Source organism: Bacteroidota bacterium (genome assembly GCA_016714535.1).
Lineage (GTDB): Bacteria > Bacteroidota > Bacteroidia > AKYH767-A > OLB10 > JADKFV01.
Genome location: JADKDR010000005.1, coordinates 192,792 through 209,456, shown reverse-complemented (window position 1 = coordinate 209,456; position 16,665 = coordinate 192,792). Strand labels below are relative to the sequence as shown.

The 16,665-nt window shown below is 38.4% G+C and carries 14 protein-coding genes and 1 pseudogene; 7 read left to right on the top strand and 8 right to left on the bottom strand.

All coding sequences use genetic code 11. The features are described from left to right. Position 1: 1 nt before the first annotated feature. The gene (locus IPO27_08495) at positions 2-1,696 is read right to left on the bottom strand and encodes a T9SS type A sorting domain-containing protein (GenBank protein ID MBK8846559.1); all 1,695 of its coding nucleotides are present in this window, start codon (positions 1,694-1,696) and stop codon (positions 2-4) included. Between the two features lie 250 nt (positions 1,697-1,946). Here IPO27_08495 and IPO27_08490 point away from each other — a divergent pair, with 250 nt between their 5' ends. Beyond that, entirely contained in the window at positions 1,947-2,939 is a 993-nt protein-coding gene (locus IPO27_08490) for a DUF1028 domain-containing protein (protein MBK8846558.1), read from the top strand. A gap of 50 nt (positions 2,940-2,989) precedes the next feature. On the opposite strand, the pseudogene IPO27_08485 reads toward IPO27_08490, so the two are convergent. Continuing rightward, positions 2,990-3,993: pseudogene (locus IPO27_08485) on the bottom strand (NAD-dependent epimerase/dehydratase family protein). Between the two features lie 443 nt (positions 3,994-4,436). On the opposite strand from IPO27_08485, the gene IPO27_08480 reads away from it, so the two are divergent. Then, on the top strand, positions 4,437-5,585 hold the full coding sequence (locus IPO27_08480; protein ID MBK8846557.1) for a 1-deoxy-D-xylulose-5-phosphate reductoisomerase: 1,149 nt from the start codon (positions 4,437-4,439) through the stop codon (positions 5,583-5,585). A gap of 3 nt (positions 5,586-5,588) precedes the next feature. Here the strand turns inward: IPO27_08480 and bshB1 are convergent, their stop codons facing one another. Both bshB1 and recN read right to left on the bottom strand, forming a co-directional pair. Then, entirely contained in the window at positions 5,589-6,305 is a 717-nt protein-coding gene (gene bshB1 / locus IPO27_08475; GenBank protein ID MBK8846556.1) for a bacillithiol biosynthesis deacetylase BshB1, read from the bottom strand. Positions 6,306-6,402: 97 nt separating this feature from the next. Then, positions 6,403-8,061: a DNA repair protein RecN gene (gene recN, locus IPO27_08470; protein MBK8846555.1), complete on the bottom strand. Its 1,659-nt coding sequence runs from the start codon at positions 8,059-8,061 to the stop codon at positions 6,403-6,405. A 376-nt stretch (positions 8,062-8,437) separates the two neighbouring features. Between recN and IPO27_08465 the strand changes: the two genes are divergently transcribed. Next, on the top strand, positions 8,438-9,199 hold the full coding sequence (locus IPO27_08465) for a hypothetical protein (protein MBK8846554.1): 762 nt from the start codon (positions 8,438-8,440) through the stop codon (positions 9,197-9,199). Between the two features lie 248 nt (positions 9,200-9,447). Here IPO27_08465 and IPO27_08460 read toward each other — a convergent pair whose 3' ends face one another. The 4 genes from IPO27_08460 to IPO27_08445 form a co-directional block, all read right to left on the bottom strand. Beyond that, the gene (locus IPO27_08460) at positions 9,448-9,831 is read right to left on the bottom strand and encodes a DUF805 domain-containing protein (GenBank protein MBK8846553.1); all 384 of its coding nucleotides are present in this window, start codon (positions 9,829-9,831) and stop codon (positions 9,448-9,450) included. Positions 9,832-9,980: 149 nt separating this feature from the next. Next, positions 9,981-11,117 (bottom strand): serine hydrolase, encoded by a 1,137-nt coding sequence (locus tag IPO27_08455; protein MBK8846552.1) that lies wholly within the window; start codon positions 11,115-11,117, stop codon positions 9,981-9,983. Positions 11,118-11,343: 226 nt separating this feature from the next. Next, complete coding sequence (gene secG, locus IPO27_08450) at positions 11,344-11,727, bottom strand: preprotein translocase subunit SecG (GenBank protein ID MBK8846551.1); 384 nt, start codon at positions 11,725-11,727, stop codon at positions 11,344-11,346. A gap of 2 nt (positions 11,728-11,729) precedes the next feature. Next, positions 11,730-13,583 (bottom strand): hypothetical protein, encoded by a 1,854-nt coding sequence (locus tag IPO27_08445; GenBank protein MBK8846550.1) that lies wholly within the window; start codon positions 13,581-13,583, stop codon positions 11,730-11,732. 131 nt (positions 13,584-13,714) lie between these two features. Between IPO27_08445 and IPO27_08440 the strand changes: the two genes are divergently transcribed. From IPO27_08440 to IPO27_08425, 4 genes are all read left to right on the top strand, one after another. Next, complete coding sequence (locus IPO27_08440) at positions 13,715-14,521, top strand: 2,3,4,5-tetrahydropyridine-2,6-dicarboxylate N-succinyltransferase (protein MBK8846549.1); 807 nt, start codon at positions 13,715-13,717, stop codon at positions 14,519-14,521. 98 nt (positions 14,522-14,619) lie between these two features. Beyond that, on the top strand, positions 14,620-15,336 hold the full coding sequence (locus IPO27_08435; protein ID MBK8846548.1) for an oxidoreductase: 717 nt from the start codon (positions 14,620-14,622) through the stop codon (positions 15,334-15,336). Positions 15,337-15,462: 126 nt separating this feature from the next. Beyond that, positions 15,463-16,092 carry a dTMP kinase gene (tmk, locus tag IPO27_08430; GenBank protein ID MBK8846547.1) on the top strand — a complete coding sequence of 210 codons (630 nt, stop codon included), beginning with the start codon at positions 15,463-15,465 and terminating at the stop codon, positions 16,090-16,092. Positions 16,093-16,104: 12 nt separating this feature from the next. Continuing rightward, positions 16,105-16,572, top strand: a complete 468-nt coding sequence (locus IPO27_08425; GenBank protein ID MBK8846546.1) for a DUF1569 domain-containing protein — start codon at positions 16,105-16,107, stop codon at positions 16,570-16,572. Positions 16,573-16,665: the final 93 nt, after the last annotated feature.

The following is a 16,665-nucleotide window of genomic DNA, read 5'->3' as shown; positions in this document are numbered from 1 at the left end:
ACTAATGCTTGCTAAATTTTTGCGTGAAAATACCTGCTTTGGTTAGCACTCTTACAAAATAAATTCCTGAGTTTAATTTACTTGCATCAACTACCATACTATTCTGATCATTAGCGAAAGCCATGCTTGACACCATCCTTCCATGAACATCGTAAATCTCTAGCATTGCCTTATCTGCCAAAGCATGGTATAAGGTAATGGTTAACAAATTGTGGACCGGGTTTGGACTTAGTAAATATAAATCCTTTCCGGGTAAATCCATCATGGATGTAACCGTAACTTGATTAGACGCTGCCTGACAGCCATTGCTATCTGTGATAACCACATAATAATTACCTGCCTGTGTTGCTATATATACTTGTTGCACAGCATTGGGAATTATATTCGAATTAAGATACCATTGGTAATTCATGGCTGGTGAAGAAAACAGTGTATTGCCCACTTGGGTAACAGAAGGTGCTGCTGGGTTTTCAAATACGGTAATAAACTGCGTAAAAGTTGTATTACCAGTCCCCGAAGCATTGGACGCTACAAGGGTAACATCGTAGGTTCCATAAAGGTTAAAGCATACATTAGTTGGGTTTTGTAACGTGCTTGATGGAGGAGATGCACCAGTAAAAGTCCATTGCCACGAAGTTGGACTATTGGTGGACAAATCAAAAAAATCGATACACGATTTTTCGCAAAGGAAGGTATCGGTTGCAGCAATATTTACCACAGGAGCAAAACATGGATTAACAGTAATGTATGAAGGCAAAAGCAACGTATCGCTTCCAACGGCATTGGTTACTATAAGTTGCACATCGTATACTCCCGGCAGGTTGTAGCAAATGTTAGTTGGATTTTGTAGTGTGCTTGTTGCTGGAACTGCACCGGTAAACGTCCACAAGTAAGAGGTAGGTGCACCGGTGGAGTTGTCGGTAAATGAGATGCAAGTGCTATCGCAAAAACTTTGAATAGGAGTTGAGAGGCCAGCTATAGGTGCGGTTTGAACCTGAACACTTAGTTCAATATCATCTATAGCAAACGAGGGATCGGTACCTACACCATCATCATTGTTTGCCCAACGCAGAGCAAGCTTAAAGGTTAAAATGTTATTGCACGTTGCAGGTAGCAAATAACTAAAGGCAGTCCACTCGCCTTGAGGGGAACAATTAGCATTATTCGATTTTGCTATTATTATTGTTGTCCAGGTAGTTCCTCCATCGGTACTATATTCAAAGTCAGCATTATCAAGTGTGCCTTGACCTTGCTCCATATATTTACCTGACAGCGTAATAGCTGAATAACCTACTGTGCTTATCATGGGCGAAACACATCGCTTATCAGTAGTAGGGTCCTCACCAAAAATAGCTGGGCCTGCATTATAGGCTGCACCACAATCCCCGTTTGGACAAAAAAAGCAAAACTGACATGGAACGCTGCCTACATGCAAGGTTGCGTTATTACCGCAGCCGGCACCACACTGCCCTACCGGTTCGCCATTTTCGGCACATGAAATAAAAAATTGATTGGCCACATTGCCTTGCACACCAATGTCTGCCACGGTCCAGACACCATTGGTACCAGCATATCCATCGGCCGGGCAATTAGCTGTACAGCCATTATTAAAATTTTCAGTCCAGAAAATTGTTTGTGCTATAGATAAATGGTAAGCCCCAAATAGTAAAGAAAATATCAAGTATGCTTTTTTCATAAAATTAAATTTGCTTTACAAATAAAGTGAATTTTCAATTTACTCCATAATTATTTTCCGTAGATTTTTTGGATTTATTGCAACTACCCTAATTAATAGTATGATGAAATTTTAAAATAACCCCGATGCAAAATAAACATCAGGATAAGATTGAAAATTGTGTAAATAAAATATCAATGACTTTTGTTAAAAACACTATTATATTTGTATTGACTAAAAATTGATTTAATCACGACTAAATATGCAGTTTATGATTACCAAAAAAATAATTCTTCTGTTTACATTCGCCATGCCATGTGCATTGGTCTATTCTCAAGACACATTTTCGATATGTGCCGTAGATAGTGCAACCGGACAAGTTGGAAGTGCAGGCGCAACCTGCATTACTTCGCAAAGCGTAAGTGCTCTTATTATTAGCGATGTACATCCTGGAACAGGAGTTGTGCACACGCAATCGTACTGGAATGCAGCTAATCAGAACTATGCAAAACAGTTAATGAATTCAGGGGTTTCGCCTCAAAATATTATTGACTCATTGGTAGCTAACGATGCTCAAAGTAATATTGCCATACGGCAATATGGAGTTGTGGATATAGTAAATGGAGGTCGCAGCGCAGCATACACCGGTGTCAATTGTTTTAATTATAAAAATCACATTTTGGGACCAAACTATGCTATTCAAGGTAATATACTTGCCGGACAATATATTTTGGATAGCATGGAGTCGCGCTTTTTAAATACCAATGGAACCCTTGCTTGTAAATTAATGGCAGCCATGCAAGGCGCAAAAGTTGCAGGTGCTGATACACGTTGTTTAAGTTATGGCATTTCATCCTTTTCCGCATTTATTCGAGTTGCCAATTCAACCGACTCTATAAACAACCTCTTCCTTGACCTTAATGTAAATACTTATCCGGATAGCATTGAACCCATTGACTCATTGCAGTCAGCATTTAATACCTGGGGTGGTTGCGCCAATACAGCATTAAGCGAAAACCAAGTAAAAACCTCCGGTTTTAGAATACTTCCTAATCCGGCATCTGCTTCTATCAACGTGATTTTCGATAACCCAGCAAAAACTATTTCTATTTATGATGAGGCAGGTAAAAAAATTGCAACGGTGGATGTTGATGGTAAAGAGCAAACGCACTATGATGTATCAGGACTGTCAAGCGGCTATTACATTATTAAGGGAGAAATGAAAGATGGAACATTGAGAAGCGAAAGCTTCATAGTGCAATAAAAAAAAATCCCTGCATGGAGCGGGGATTCGATTATGATATGCTATCTACCTTAAAACAATCTGTTGGTCCAGGTTTTGGGAGTTAAATCGTTTTTAATTTCTACATCAAGGTGATACTCAAAAGGCTTTACACCACGCCTTTTATATATTCAATCATTTCGGTTAATCCCTTTTCAAGGGTCATGTCTGGCTTATAACCAAGCAGGTTGCGGGCTTTATCGGCCGAACAACCGGCATGTTTCACTTCCATAGGCCTGTCAGGTTGATACTCAGGCCTTACATCAAAGTTAAGCAACTCGCCTAATACTTTTGATAAATGATTTATAGTTACAAACTCATCATCAGGGCCAATGTTTATTACCTCTCCTAACACGTTATCCTGAAAAGCCATCTTCTCTAAGCAATAAATACAATCGCCTACAAAACTGAAATTGCGTTTTTGTTCACCATCACCATATATGATGGGTTGACGTCCTTGTAGCATCAGGTTAATCATAATGGCGGCCACATTCCTAAATGGATCATCATACTTTTGACGAGGGCCAATAATGTTGTGAGGCACCGCAATGGCATACTCGTATCCATGAACCTTGCTAAGATTTTTTATAGTTGTTTCTGCTGCTAGCTTGGCTATACCGTATGGATCAATTGGGTCCGGAGTCATTGCTTCGGTAAAAGGTACAACAGGTAAATATCCGTAGCGAGCCATGCTTGAGCAAAATACAAATCTGCGTACTTTATTTTCGATAGAAGCACTCAGAACACTAATAGTTATCTGATAGGTATTGCAGGTAACTAAATGTGGTGAAAAAACCGATAGTCCTTCATAAGCAGTACTTGCACAATGATACACAATGTCACATCCCTTAGTTAGCTGTAGCATCTTTGGCAAATCCATACAATCTGCCACATGAAACTCCATTTTAGGGTTCACATTATCTTTGTAACCACCAAGTAAATTATCGCATCCAATTACGTTATGACCTAATTCGATCATGCGGTCTGCAAGGTGACTACCCAAAAAGCCGGCTGCACCGGTAATAAAAATTTTCATCTTAATATATAAATTATGTTTGTTTTAATTCGTAAGGCCTATGCCAAGCAGCATTTGGGCCTATTATTAGATTAGCGATAATGGAAATTGCAACTAATGGGCGCAAAAGTATGATTACGCAATAACTGGTGCAAATAGTAATTCACATTATTTTTGGTGAAATTAACAAGTTTATACACAGTAAGCGTAACTGATTTTCAATTATTAAAGTGCAAAGCTTAAACAAACTTAGTTTATAGGTAAAAGTTTCAATTTCCAAAAACTTTGGAGGCAGCATAAGATTTGTCATTACACAACCCTCCTCAAAACCAATTTGGGGTTAATGTCAGGTAAAAAACAGCATTGTATAACGTAAACAAGAAAAATAAAATTTCAGCAATGACTGTTATGTATATGATTGCTTTTGAAAAAAAATACATTTGCGGGATAAACATCTGAATTAATTGAAAAGAAAAATAGCCATATTAGGAAGCACCGGGAGTATAGGTACACAAGCGTTAGAAGTAGTGCAAGCTAATCCGGATGCATTCGAAGTTGAGATACTTACCGCAGGCAGCAATGTTGAATTACTTGCAGAGCAAGCAGTACGTTTTAATCCCAATGTAATCGTAATTGGCTCAAGAGAAAAAGCTGAACAATTAAAATCGCTTGTGGCTAACTACCCAATTAAGGTGTTTAGTGGAGATGAGTCTATTGCCCAGGTTGTAAATTCCGAAGATATAGACATAGTTCTTACAGCCATGGTAGGTTTTGCAGGTTTAAGACCTACCATAGCAGCAATCAAAGCAAAAAAAAACATTGCGCTTGCAAATAAAGAAACCATGGTGGTTGCAGGTAAAATAATTAACGACCTTGCTAAACAAAACCACGTGGCTATATTGCCTGTAGATAGCGAACATAGCGCTATTTTTCAATGCATGGCTGGCGAATGGAAAAACCCAATAGAAAAAATCTATCTGACCGCCTCCGGTGGGCCATTTAGAGGCAAGAATCTTGATTTTCTAAAAAATGCTACGCTTGCAGAGGCGCTGAAACATCCCAATTGGAGTATGGGTGCCAAAATTACCATTGACTCGGCAAGCATGATGAACAAAGGTCTTGAAATGATAGAAGCACAGTGGTTATTTAATCTGAAGCCTTCGCAAATAGATGTGATTGTGCATCCCCAATCAATTATACATAGTATTGTACAATTTGCCGATGGTAGCATGAAGGCCCAGATGGGATTGCCAGATATGAAATTACCCATTCAATATGCCTTGGCATATCCCGTTAGATTAAAATCGGACTTTCCACGATTTGATTTTATAAATTATCCTCAACTCACATTTGAAAAAGCAGATACAACTGCATTTCGAAATCTGGCACTTGCTACCGAAGCCATGCATAAAGGAGGAAATACGCCATGCGTGTTGAATGCAGCAAATGAAATTGCTGTTGATGCATTTTTGAAAGAAAAAATAAGCTTTATCGGAATGAGTGATATGATTGAACGGTGTATGCAAGCTATTACTTATAGTTCAAATCCAAGCATAGATGAGTTGGTAGCATGTGATGCAGAAACACGTTCAGTTGCAACCAATACGATTTGATATTTATATCAAATCGCGCAAATCATTTATGCCCGGATAGCGCTCTGTAATAAATGCTTCGGCATACTTCACTCCTATTTGTCTGCCATACTCAGCACTGCGGGCTTTTATAGAATCAAGAAATTCAGGTGAACTAATATAGGTTGCGGGTTCATTGCTTTTGGGGTCGTGGAATTGCGATTTATAGGCCTTAATGCTTTCCATCTTAGCATCAATGTGCTCGCTAATATCTACCACAAAGGTTGGCACATGGTAGCGGTCTTGCGTGTAATGATATACAGCCCGCGGCCTCCAAGCTTGCTGTTGATGGCCATTGTATTCGGTACTAATTTTTGAAAGTCCTGATAAGAAGCAGGCATCGCTCACCAGGCGGCCACTGCGGCCATGATCAGGATGTCGGTCGTTAAGTGCATTGCACAATATGATAGTAGGTTGATACAAACGCACCATTTCAATAATCTTGAGTTTATTATTTTGGTTGTTTTCAAAAAATCCATCTTCCATTGCCAAATTATGTCGCACCGTGGAGCCCATAATCTGGCTGGCTGATTCGGATTCCTGCATTCTGGTTGCTGCAGTGCCGCGAGTTCCCAATTCGCCTTGCGTAAGGTCGATTACTCCGGCAGTCATTCCCATTTTAAGATGTTTTATAATAGTTCCTGCTGCACTTATCTCCACATCGTCAGGGTGCACTCCAAATGCTAAAATGTCAAGTTTCATAAATATTTTTATTTCCTATTTTTTTATTAATACTTGGGTAAAATGAAAGTCCTTAAGAAATACCATTTCGTAAAACCAATTTAAGGTAGCGTATTTTCTAATTTCTCATTAACTCAAGAGCGCTATCCATTGCGGCTTGCGATGGTGTTGCGCCACCTATCATACGTGCTATTTCCAATACTTTCTCTTGCTGGCTCAATTGTTTAATTTGCGTAAGTGTACGGGTGCCTTCCAATGTTTTAAAAACATTAAAATGTGTTTGCCCTTTTGCAGCTATTTGTGGTAAGTGTGTTATTGTAACTACCTGATGTCCTAATGCTATTTGCTTCATTACATTGCCAACTTGTATAGCTACATTACCTGAAACCCCTGTATCTATTTCATCAAATATCATGGTAGGTAAATGCACTGTTTGAGCAAGCAGCGCTTGAAGTGCAAGCATCAGCCGCGATAACTCTCCCCCACTCGCAGTTTTCGAAAGGTCTTTTAATGCATGACCCTTGTTTGCTTGAAATAACCATTGCATACTGTCCATACCAGTTGTCGAGAGGCTTGCATCTTCATTCAACATTACTTCAATTTTAAATCGTGCATCTGGCATGGTTAACTGTGTCAATATTTTTTCAACTTCGCTTTCTATCTTACCCGTAATTGCCTTTCGTTTTTTAAAAAGCGTATTTGCAAGTTCTTTGCATTTTGCCTTTAATTGTTCTACTTGCTTATTGCATGTTTCTATTTTAAGTTCAATACTGCTAAAATCATTTAGTTTTACTTCAAGTTCATTTTTAATCACCTGCAACTCATCTGTTGTGCGCACATTATGCTTGGTAAGCAATTTGTTCAACACAGTTAATTTATCATTTAAAAGTGTTGCCGCTTCTTCGTCATACACCAGGCCGTTGCTTTTATCTTCGCATTCATCAGCTATATCTTTAATTTCGATTAATGCAGAGCGCAAGCGCACCGCCATATCTTCGTAAGCCGCATCGTACCTTGAGACTTGTTGCAAGTGTTGTATCGCCTGCTTAATATAAGCAACTGCTGCATCATCACCGGACAGGATTTGCACAGCAGCCTGCAATTCCTTTTTAATTGCTTCCACATTCTCCAATACTTTCAAATCATTTTCTGTGGTTGCTGGATCGCCAGATGATAAAGCTATTGAAGACAATTCATTGTATTGAAATTGCCAGTAATCAAATTCGGATTTGGCTTTACGCTCCTCTTCCTGCAACTGCATCAGCTGCCATTGCGACTCTTTGAACGAATTAAAGGTTGCAGTATACTCAGCCATAAGCGTGGCATTACCGGCAAAAGCATCAAGTACCTGATAGCGATAAGCCACATTATCGAAAATGAAATGATCACGTTGTGAATGTATATCTATCAACTGCGATGTTACCTGTTTTAAAACCGAAAGTGTAACCGGAGTATCATTTATAAATGCTCTAGACTTACCATCTTTGGTAATTTCTCTTCGTATAGTACCTGCTATGTCATAGTCAAGATTGAGTTGACGAAATAGTGCTTCGAACAAATTATTATTAAAAATAAAATGTCCCTCGACAATACATTTTGATTGCTTGTCGAGCAGCGATTGACCATCGGCACGTACGCCTAATATCAAATTAAGAGCGCCAAGAATAATAGATTTGCCAGCACCGGTCTCGCCTGTTATAATATTCAAACCTGCATCGAAGTTTATATCAAGCGATTGTATGAGGGCATAATTATTTACTATCAGACGTTGAAGCATAGCTAATCTACTTTTATCGGGGCAAGTTTACTGTTTTTAAATGAAGAACAGCACCTATCTCCCATATACAGCAATTGAATTATTAACTTCTATATCTCAAGTTTTCTTTTAAAATGAGGCTTAAGGATGAGGTTGCGATTTATTAATACAAGGTAGTGGGCTTTGCATATTTTATCTTGACAAACGGTTTCGCGTAGTATATATTCGCACCTCCAAATGTAAAAAATCCTGCAATAACGAAGTGATCTAATAGACGCAAAACCCATCCTTAGCACTATTGGGTAACCTAAGAAATTAGAGTTGATGGATTTCTTACATTAATCGAAAAAAAGTAAAAATGACTTCATACAAAACAATTAATTAATTCAATAATTCAATGCTTAAAAAAACCATCCTACTAAGTTCACTTGCAATGCTAATGGTGACCTTTTCATTTTCGCAAGGCGCAAAACCTGCTCCAACTGCGGGCTCTGCTGCAGCCTCTGCAAACGATACCGTATCTTATCATGTAAAATTATATCAAAATGCGATGGTTTTTGGCGACCTTCTTGTTGCCAAAGAGGCCATGTTTAATTTACTCACTCAAAACCCTGGACGAATCGATTATATCGATTCGCTTGCTCGTTTGTATTACTCGTTAGGTAGCACTCAACAAGCTTTATTATCTGCTCGTATTGTGCTCGAAAAGCAAGCTGACAATGAGGCCATGCTTGAGATTACCGGAATTTGCTACGATGCATTAGGTAGTAAAAAAGAAGCACTCGATGCCTACGAAAAATTATACGCCAAATCGAAAAATGTAGGCTCATTGTATCAGATTGCCGTGTTACAGTACAGCCTGCAACGTGTTGGAGAATGCACCTTAACCTGTGACAACATTCTTAAAGACCCTGCAGCTGCAACTTCTAAAATTAACATCAGCTACGATCAATATAACGGACAGGATGTTCCAATAAGCGCAGCCATACATAACTTAAAAGGAGTAATGGCTAAAGATGCAAAAGATGATAAACAGGCAACCACTCATTTTGAAGAAGCCTTGAAAGTCTTTCCTGAATTTGAGCTTGCTAAAAACAATTTGGATTATATTAAAAACCCGCCTAAGGAGGAAGAATCAAAAGATAAAAAGAAGAAGTAATCGTAGTGAACGTTTATTATTCATAACGTTTTCTAAGACGAGTTTGTGGATTATCATAGTTATGTTTTTTTTCTTTAGCTAATTGCAATTCATGCAAAACATGAATTAGAGAAACAAAAAAACTGGTTGAAAATAAATTCAGAATATAAATCATAAAGAATCTATCAAAAAAAAGCTGCCTTATTTGGCAGCTTTTTTTATGTCCAAAGGCGAAATATAAAATTCACCTTTTGCTTTTCTAAAAATAATTACTTCATAAGGTCGAGGTTGGCTTCCTTCGGATTTGGGCCCCATTTATTCTCGCCCGGTTGGCCATCTGTAAACAATAATACCAATAACCAAATAGCTCCAATTAAAGGAATAAAAGCAATTAAAATAAACCAACCACTTTTGCCCACATCATGCATTCTGCGCACAAAGACTGCGAGGCCTGGCACAAAAAATACTAAAGCTGTAATCATGTAAATAAACCCATAAGGCAAGGGTTCAAAATTTGTTCCCAATAAACTATCCAACAACATTGCTGGTATCAGGAACACTAACTGACAAACTGCAAACATCCAGTACTCCATTCTGCGCGCACGCGTTTTAAAATCGCCATACTGTTTTAAAGCTTTAATAAACCAATTCATAATTTTTTTTGTTTAAGGTAGTCCTACTCTTAGGTTTTTCGGTTTCACCCTGCCATTCAATTAGGAGGTCAGTTTCCTTTTGTTTAAAACGTTGAATTCAATAATTACAAATAAAAAGTAATTTCTTAAAGAGTAAACCATTTTGAAAATTATTTTTTACACAATGCCACTGTTTGATCAACGTAAAAATGAATATCGGTAAGTTGCTTATCGGGAGTGGGCTCTCCACGACCATTTCCTAGTCTTACAGCTATGGCATTAAGCGAAGGAAACACAAAAATATATTGCCCCAAAATGCCACGGGCAAAATAACACTGAATACCATTTTTATTAATACACCACCAGTGTAAACCATAGCGCAAGCAGGGTGTGCCATCGCTTTCTGCAAGTTGATTTGGTGTGGTAGAGTTGATTACAAAGGATGTATCAACAATTTGTTGTCCGTTATAATTTCCCATTTGCAAATACAGTTTTCCGATACGTGCAAAATCACGGGCGGTGGCATTAAAACAACAATACGCTTTCTCAAGGCCATCCTTTCTATCAACACTCCATAGTGCCTTGTGCTCTGCTTGTAGGGGTATCCAAAGCTTTTGCGCAGCATATGCTGCTAGCGACATTCCTGTAGCTTTTATCACTATCATGCCTAGCAACTCGCTGTTACAACTTTGATAATTAAATACTTTACCCGGAGCTTCACGCGCTTGTAAGTTAGCACAAAGGTTATACAAGTCTGTTCCATAATAAGCCTTTGTAGTAATGCTAAATGCACTGCTGTAAGCCTCATCCCATTCTAACCCCGAGGCCATTTGTAACAAATGCCTGATGGTTATTTTATTATTCGCACCGATATTGAACTCATCAATATAATTACCTACTGCATCATCCAGCGATCTTATTTTTCCTTCGCGCAAGGCACAACCTACAAGTACATTCACTATGCTCTTGGCAACTGAAAACGACCCTGAAATAGTTGTGTCATTATATCCATCCCAATATTTCTCAAAGAGTAAACTGTCATTCTTAATTATTACAAATGCTTTGCTGTCCCATGCTTCCATAAGTGTATCAAAGTCTTGCAGCATGGTGCTTTTGTTATAAGAGGTGTGTAAATTCCATGGGGCGCCAGAGGTAGCAGCAATTGTATTATTTTCAAATATTTTATAGTCATCAATATCTGCATACGTATGATAGATAGCCTTATAAAGGTGCCTGTTACCGGTAAGGAACATACCTGCATTTACCACCAAAATAATTGTGATGAAAACGAGAAAAACTTTTTTCATAAGTCAAAATGTTTATTGCAATAATAAGAAAGTAAAAATCATTTTTCAAGATTTATTAAAACCTGTTAAATCCTGAAATATAAACCATCAAACTCAAATGTTGTACTTGCAAAACAGTCCTCTATTTTTTAAGCTTAACTAAAAAAAGCAAACTTTACTTGGATGCACAAAAAAAGCCCGCTTGAGCGGGCTTTTACATATGTTAGGATAACTCCATTAAACCAAATTATTTGGCGGGTGCTGGTGCAGGCGCTGGTGCAGCGGTGGCAGCCGGTTGTGTGGTGTTAGCAGCAGGTGCCGGTTGTTGCCCTACGGATACTCCGGTAGATAAACGGTCCTTTAATCGGCTTTCTTCCACTGTGGTTTCGGTAGCTTTCGAAGTATTTATTTTAGGAGCAGCAAAACTTGCCAATAATACCAGAAACATTAATCCTGCTCCAAATCCCCAAGTTATTTTTTCAAGGCCTTCGGTTGTACGTTGCGCACCGGCAAACTGATTGGCTCCGCCTAAACCTGCGGCAAGGCCTCCACCTTTGCTGCTTTGTATTAATACGATGCCTCCTAGTAACAGGGCTACAATGATGATAATAATTGATAATAAGAGATACATTTTTATTCTGTGTTTTTTAGTTTTTCAATTCGGGCTGCAAATAAATGACTTTTATCGGGATATTTCAAACATAATTTTTCGTAAGCTTTTATTGCTTTTTCGGCCAATCCTTGCTTTTCAAATATAGCCGCAAGTGTCTCACTTACCACATCATCATTAAACTCCACACTTTTGCGAGCCATATTGCTGGCTTTATAAAAACTTGCCTTCATAGGCTCAATGCGTGGGTCTTTTTCAATAAACTCATCAATAATGCTTGTTTTATCATCATCCTTTCCCACAAATTCGATCTCAAATGATGGCTCAACATCGATCTTACTTTCTATAAATGTCTGTATCAAATCACTATTCGATACCGACTTTTTAACTGTAGATGGACTTTTAATCTTTTTCAACCATCCAAAAAAATCATTGTCTGTGTTTTCTGTTACATTATCATTTGTTGTAACATAAGCGTGCTTTTCGAGGCTCTCCTCTTCCTCATCAACATCTGATATTGGTAAAACGGTAGATGCTTCAGTTATTTCCCGGGTTAATGGAATTTCCTCTTCATCAACCGCGAGCGGTTCATGGGTTGGTTCCGCTTCAAGTATTTGTTGCAAGACCTCAGAATCATCCTCTGCTGATGGAATTTCAATCTCTTTAATTCTTTCACTAATAATTTGTTCCAAACTTTGGTTACTGGCCATTTCATGAGCAGCCTCATCATCGCTACTTATCTCCTCTTCTCCGGTTAAGTCGGATTCTAATTCCAATTCTTCTGCTATTTCAGGATGATTAAAATCAATTCCAATATCCTCACTTGTAATATTTATTTCAGCAGCTTGTGCTGTTTCATTAGAAGACATTTCCAGCTCCTTAGCTGCTTCAATTGACATCATAAGTTCCTCAATTTCTTGCATTTGGGCTGTATGCATCTCTTCTGCAATTTGATCCTCTGCTTTTGCTTGCAATTCTATTTCGTCTAACCGCGAACTAATTATTTGTTCCAAACTTTGGTTACTGGCAATTTCATGTGCTGCCTCATCATCCGCATTTATTGCCTCTTCCTGTGTTGACTCATCAACTTGCAAAGCCGCCTCTTCAGCAATTTCGGGATGTACAAAGTCGATACCAATATCCTCACTAGTCATATTAAAATCATTGGCCTGCATAGTTTGTTCTTCTGCAACTTCAGCTTCCAAGCTATCACTTACTATATCGTGTTCAACATCAATTTCAATTTCAGTTTCAAGCCCTGTTGTATCTATTATTTCATCATCGAAATCATTAGCCTGTATAGTTTGTTCTTCTGCAACTTCAGCTTCTAGGTTACTTGTTAGTATATCATTAGCTGCATCAATTTCATTTTCAATCGTTGTTGCATCTACTATTTCATCGGTTGAAAATGTGGATGTCTCATCTTCAAATGTTGAATTGCTTGCTTTATTATCTGCATAGTCGACCTTAATTTCATCAGCTGGTTGTGCTTCGAAATTATTCTCGAGATTTTGTAGTATTCCATCCGTAAAGTTATGCATGACCTTATCGGTAGTTTGCAAGTTCAACGCTGCCAGTTCGCTATCCGAGACTAATGTGCAAGTATCTTGGTCAGTATCGCTATCAGCCTGCTCTTGCATTTCATAATGCTGATTAATAAACTCATGTAACTTACTACGATCAGGCGCATAAATAGCTGCTTGCTTTATAGCGTGTGCAAAGTCTACTTTATTGGTACTATGCAACACTTTTGATTTCACAAAATGTGCCGCTTGAAAATAAGGAAAGCGGGTAATAATGTCGTCAAGGTACTCTAATGTTGCATTGTTTAAATACCCCTCCTGACTTATGTACTGTAGTATACTATTATTGCTCATGATGATAAAGATATCAAGGCAAATGTAAAAATTGAAATCATATTGTTTATCAGTTTTAGTGGAAATTGCGCATTTCTCTGTAAAAGGAGAATGCAATTTCTGATACATTTGCCCGAAACTATACAAGTTATATGCAGGACATTATAGACAAAGCATGGGAAAACCGCGACCTGCTTAAAGATGAAAGCAGCAGGCAAGCTATACGAAATGTAATTGAGGCGCTTGACAAAGGAAAGCTTCGCGTGGCAACACCAACGGACGATGGCTGGCAAGTAAATGATTGGGTTAAACGTGCGGTAATCATGTATTTTCAAATATGTGAAATGAAAACCATGCATGCAGGGCCAATGGAATTTTACGATAAAATGGAATTGAAGAATTCGTACGAACAACTGGGAGTGCGTGTGGTACCGCATGCTGTAGCACGCTATGGTGCTTATATAGCCAAAGGGGCAATACTAATGCCATCGTATGTCAATATTGGCGCTTATGTAGATAGCGGTACTATGGTTGATACCTGGGCCACCGTTGGTTCCTGTGCTCAAATAGGCAAAAACGTGCACCTGAGTGGCGGAGTTGGCATAGGCGGAGTGCTCGAACCCGTGCAAGCAGCTCCGGTAATTATCGAAGATGATTGCTTTATTGGTTCGCGATGCATTGTGGTAGAAGGGGTGCGCGTATGCAAAGAAGCTGTGCTGGGCGCAAATGTGGTACTTACCATGTCAACCAAAATAATTGATGTAACCGGGCCAGAACCTATAGAAATGAAAGGTATTGTGCCTGAACGCTGTGTTGTAATTCCCGGTAGTTATACTAAAAACTTTGCTGCAGGAACGTATCAGGTTCCATGTGCGCTTATTATTGGAAAGAGAAAAGAAAGCACCAATACCAAAACCTCACTTAACGATGCGCTCAGAGATTTTTCGGTGGCAGTGTAAGTATGCAAATAAGGTAGCTGCATTTTTATTTCTAAAAAAATCTATCAATCAATTTTTTATTTTAGGTTTGCCATTATCAATTTAACTTCTTTAAGCCAATGCCATACGAATTTAATGATGCTACCGTAGTTGATGTACAAAACGAATCGGATGTTGTAAAACGATTTTACATAAAAATGCCTGAAGCTCAAAGCAGCAATTTCAAGGCAGGACAGTTTGTTATGCTCGATTTGCCCATTGATAGCAAATACACTAACCGAAGTTATAGTATTGCCAGTGCTCCCTCTTCCGATGGCATAATTGAATTATGCATTGTTCTTAATCCTACAGGGCTTGGCACCCCATATTTATTCGAGCATTACAAGCCCGGGTTTACTTGTAAAGTTTCGCGCTTCTTAGGTAAGTTTAACTTGCCCGAAGTAATAGATACCGACATATGCTTTATATGCACCGGTACGGGCATAGCTCCCTTACGTTCCATGTTGTTGGATGTTTTCAATAGACAAATGCCGCACAAAAATTTGTATATGGTATTTGGTAATAGATTTACGAAAGATGTTTTATACCGGGGCGAAATGGAAAAGCTTCAGGAAGAGCATCCTGAGTTTCAGTTTATGCCGGTATTGTCTCGCGATAATGCCGATTGGAATGGCCGCAAAGGCTATGTGCATTCAATTTACGAAGAAGTTTTTGCTGACAAACGACCTGCTAAATTTTTTATTTGTGGATGGGCCGATATGCTCAAAGAAGCACGTACTCGCCTCGAAGCAATGGGCTATGATAAAAAAGCTATTAAATTTGAATCGTACGACTAATACCGATATTTAGTTTTACTCATTTACATAATTATTATCAAGGTAAATTAAGAAAGTTACTATCACAACAAGGATGCGTATTTTGATTTTATTAAATAAAATCCTGAGCAACTGTCGCCAATAAATATGAAGAATAACAAAGGATGGTTTATTGTTTTTGAAGGTGTAGATGGAAGTGGCAAATCTACACAGATGGAAAAGCTCATTTCTCGATTAAAAATGCATAATCAAAAAGTATTTGAAACATGTGAACCTACCCCCTATGCTATTGGCACCATGATACGCGAAACCCTTCAGCATAAGAGTACCATGGCACCTGAAACGTTGGGCGCATTGTTTGTTGCCGACAGGCTTGAGCATATTCTTAACTCTGAACATGGTATGCTCCAACATCTTGGGCAAGGCACTCACGTAATTTGCAGCCGTTACTATTTTTCGAATTATGCTTTTCAATCAGAATATGTGCCTGTTGATTGGTTGGTGCAAGCTAATAGCCTGAGTAAAAAACTACTTAAAGCCGATTTTACTTTTTATATTAATACCGACCCAGCACGTTGTGCTCAACGAATACTTGAAAACCGAAATAATAAAGAATTATTTGAAACAGAAGAAAAGATTCATAAAGCACATAATGCGTTTATGAGTGCCTTCGAAAACTTTGGAAGCGATGAAAATATCATCCTGATAGATGGCAATCGGGATGTTGAATCTATACATACAGAAATATGGGAAATTGTAAGTAAACGTATTTCATAAAAAAAACAAAAAATGGAACAAGTTGAAAAATTGAAATATTTAAAGCACGATGCAATTTACTTATTGAAAAAGCTCAGTGGAGACGAAGTACCCGATTGGGGACTGATGAATGTTCAGCAAATGATAGAACACCTTAGCGATAGTGTGCGCATTGCCAATGGCAAAGATCCTCATAGCCTGATAACACCAGCCGAGAACCTTGAAAAATTGCAGGCATTTATGTTGAGTGATAAAGAGTTCAGACCCAATACACCAAACAGCTTACTGCCAAAAGCTCCTGCGCCAGTAAAACTGGCAAACATAGCAGCTGCCATAAAAGAATTGGAGCAAGAAATTTCGGATTTCGAATTATTCTTTTCTGATGATCATTCTAAAATTCAAATGAACCCGTTTTTCGGACCGCTAACATTTGAGCAATGGACCCATTTATTTCACAAACACTTCAGGCATCATTTACGGCAATTTAAACTAATAGCTTAAGGAAAAATTTAGAATCCGAAATCGCCTAACAGCTTCACTTCTTTCAATGCAGGTAATTGATTGAAGTTTCTAAATTATTTAAACTATTACTTC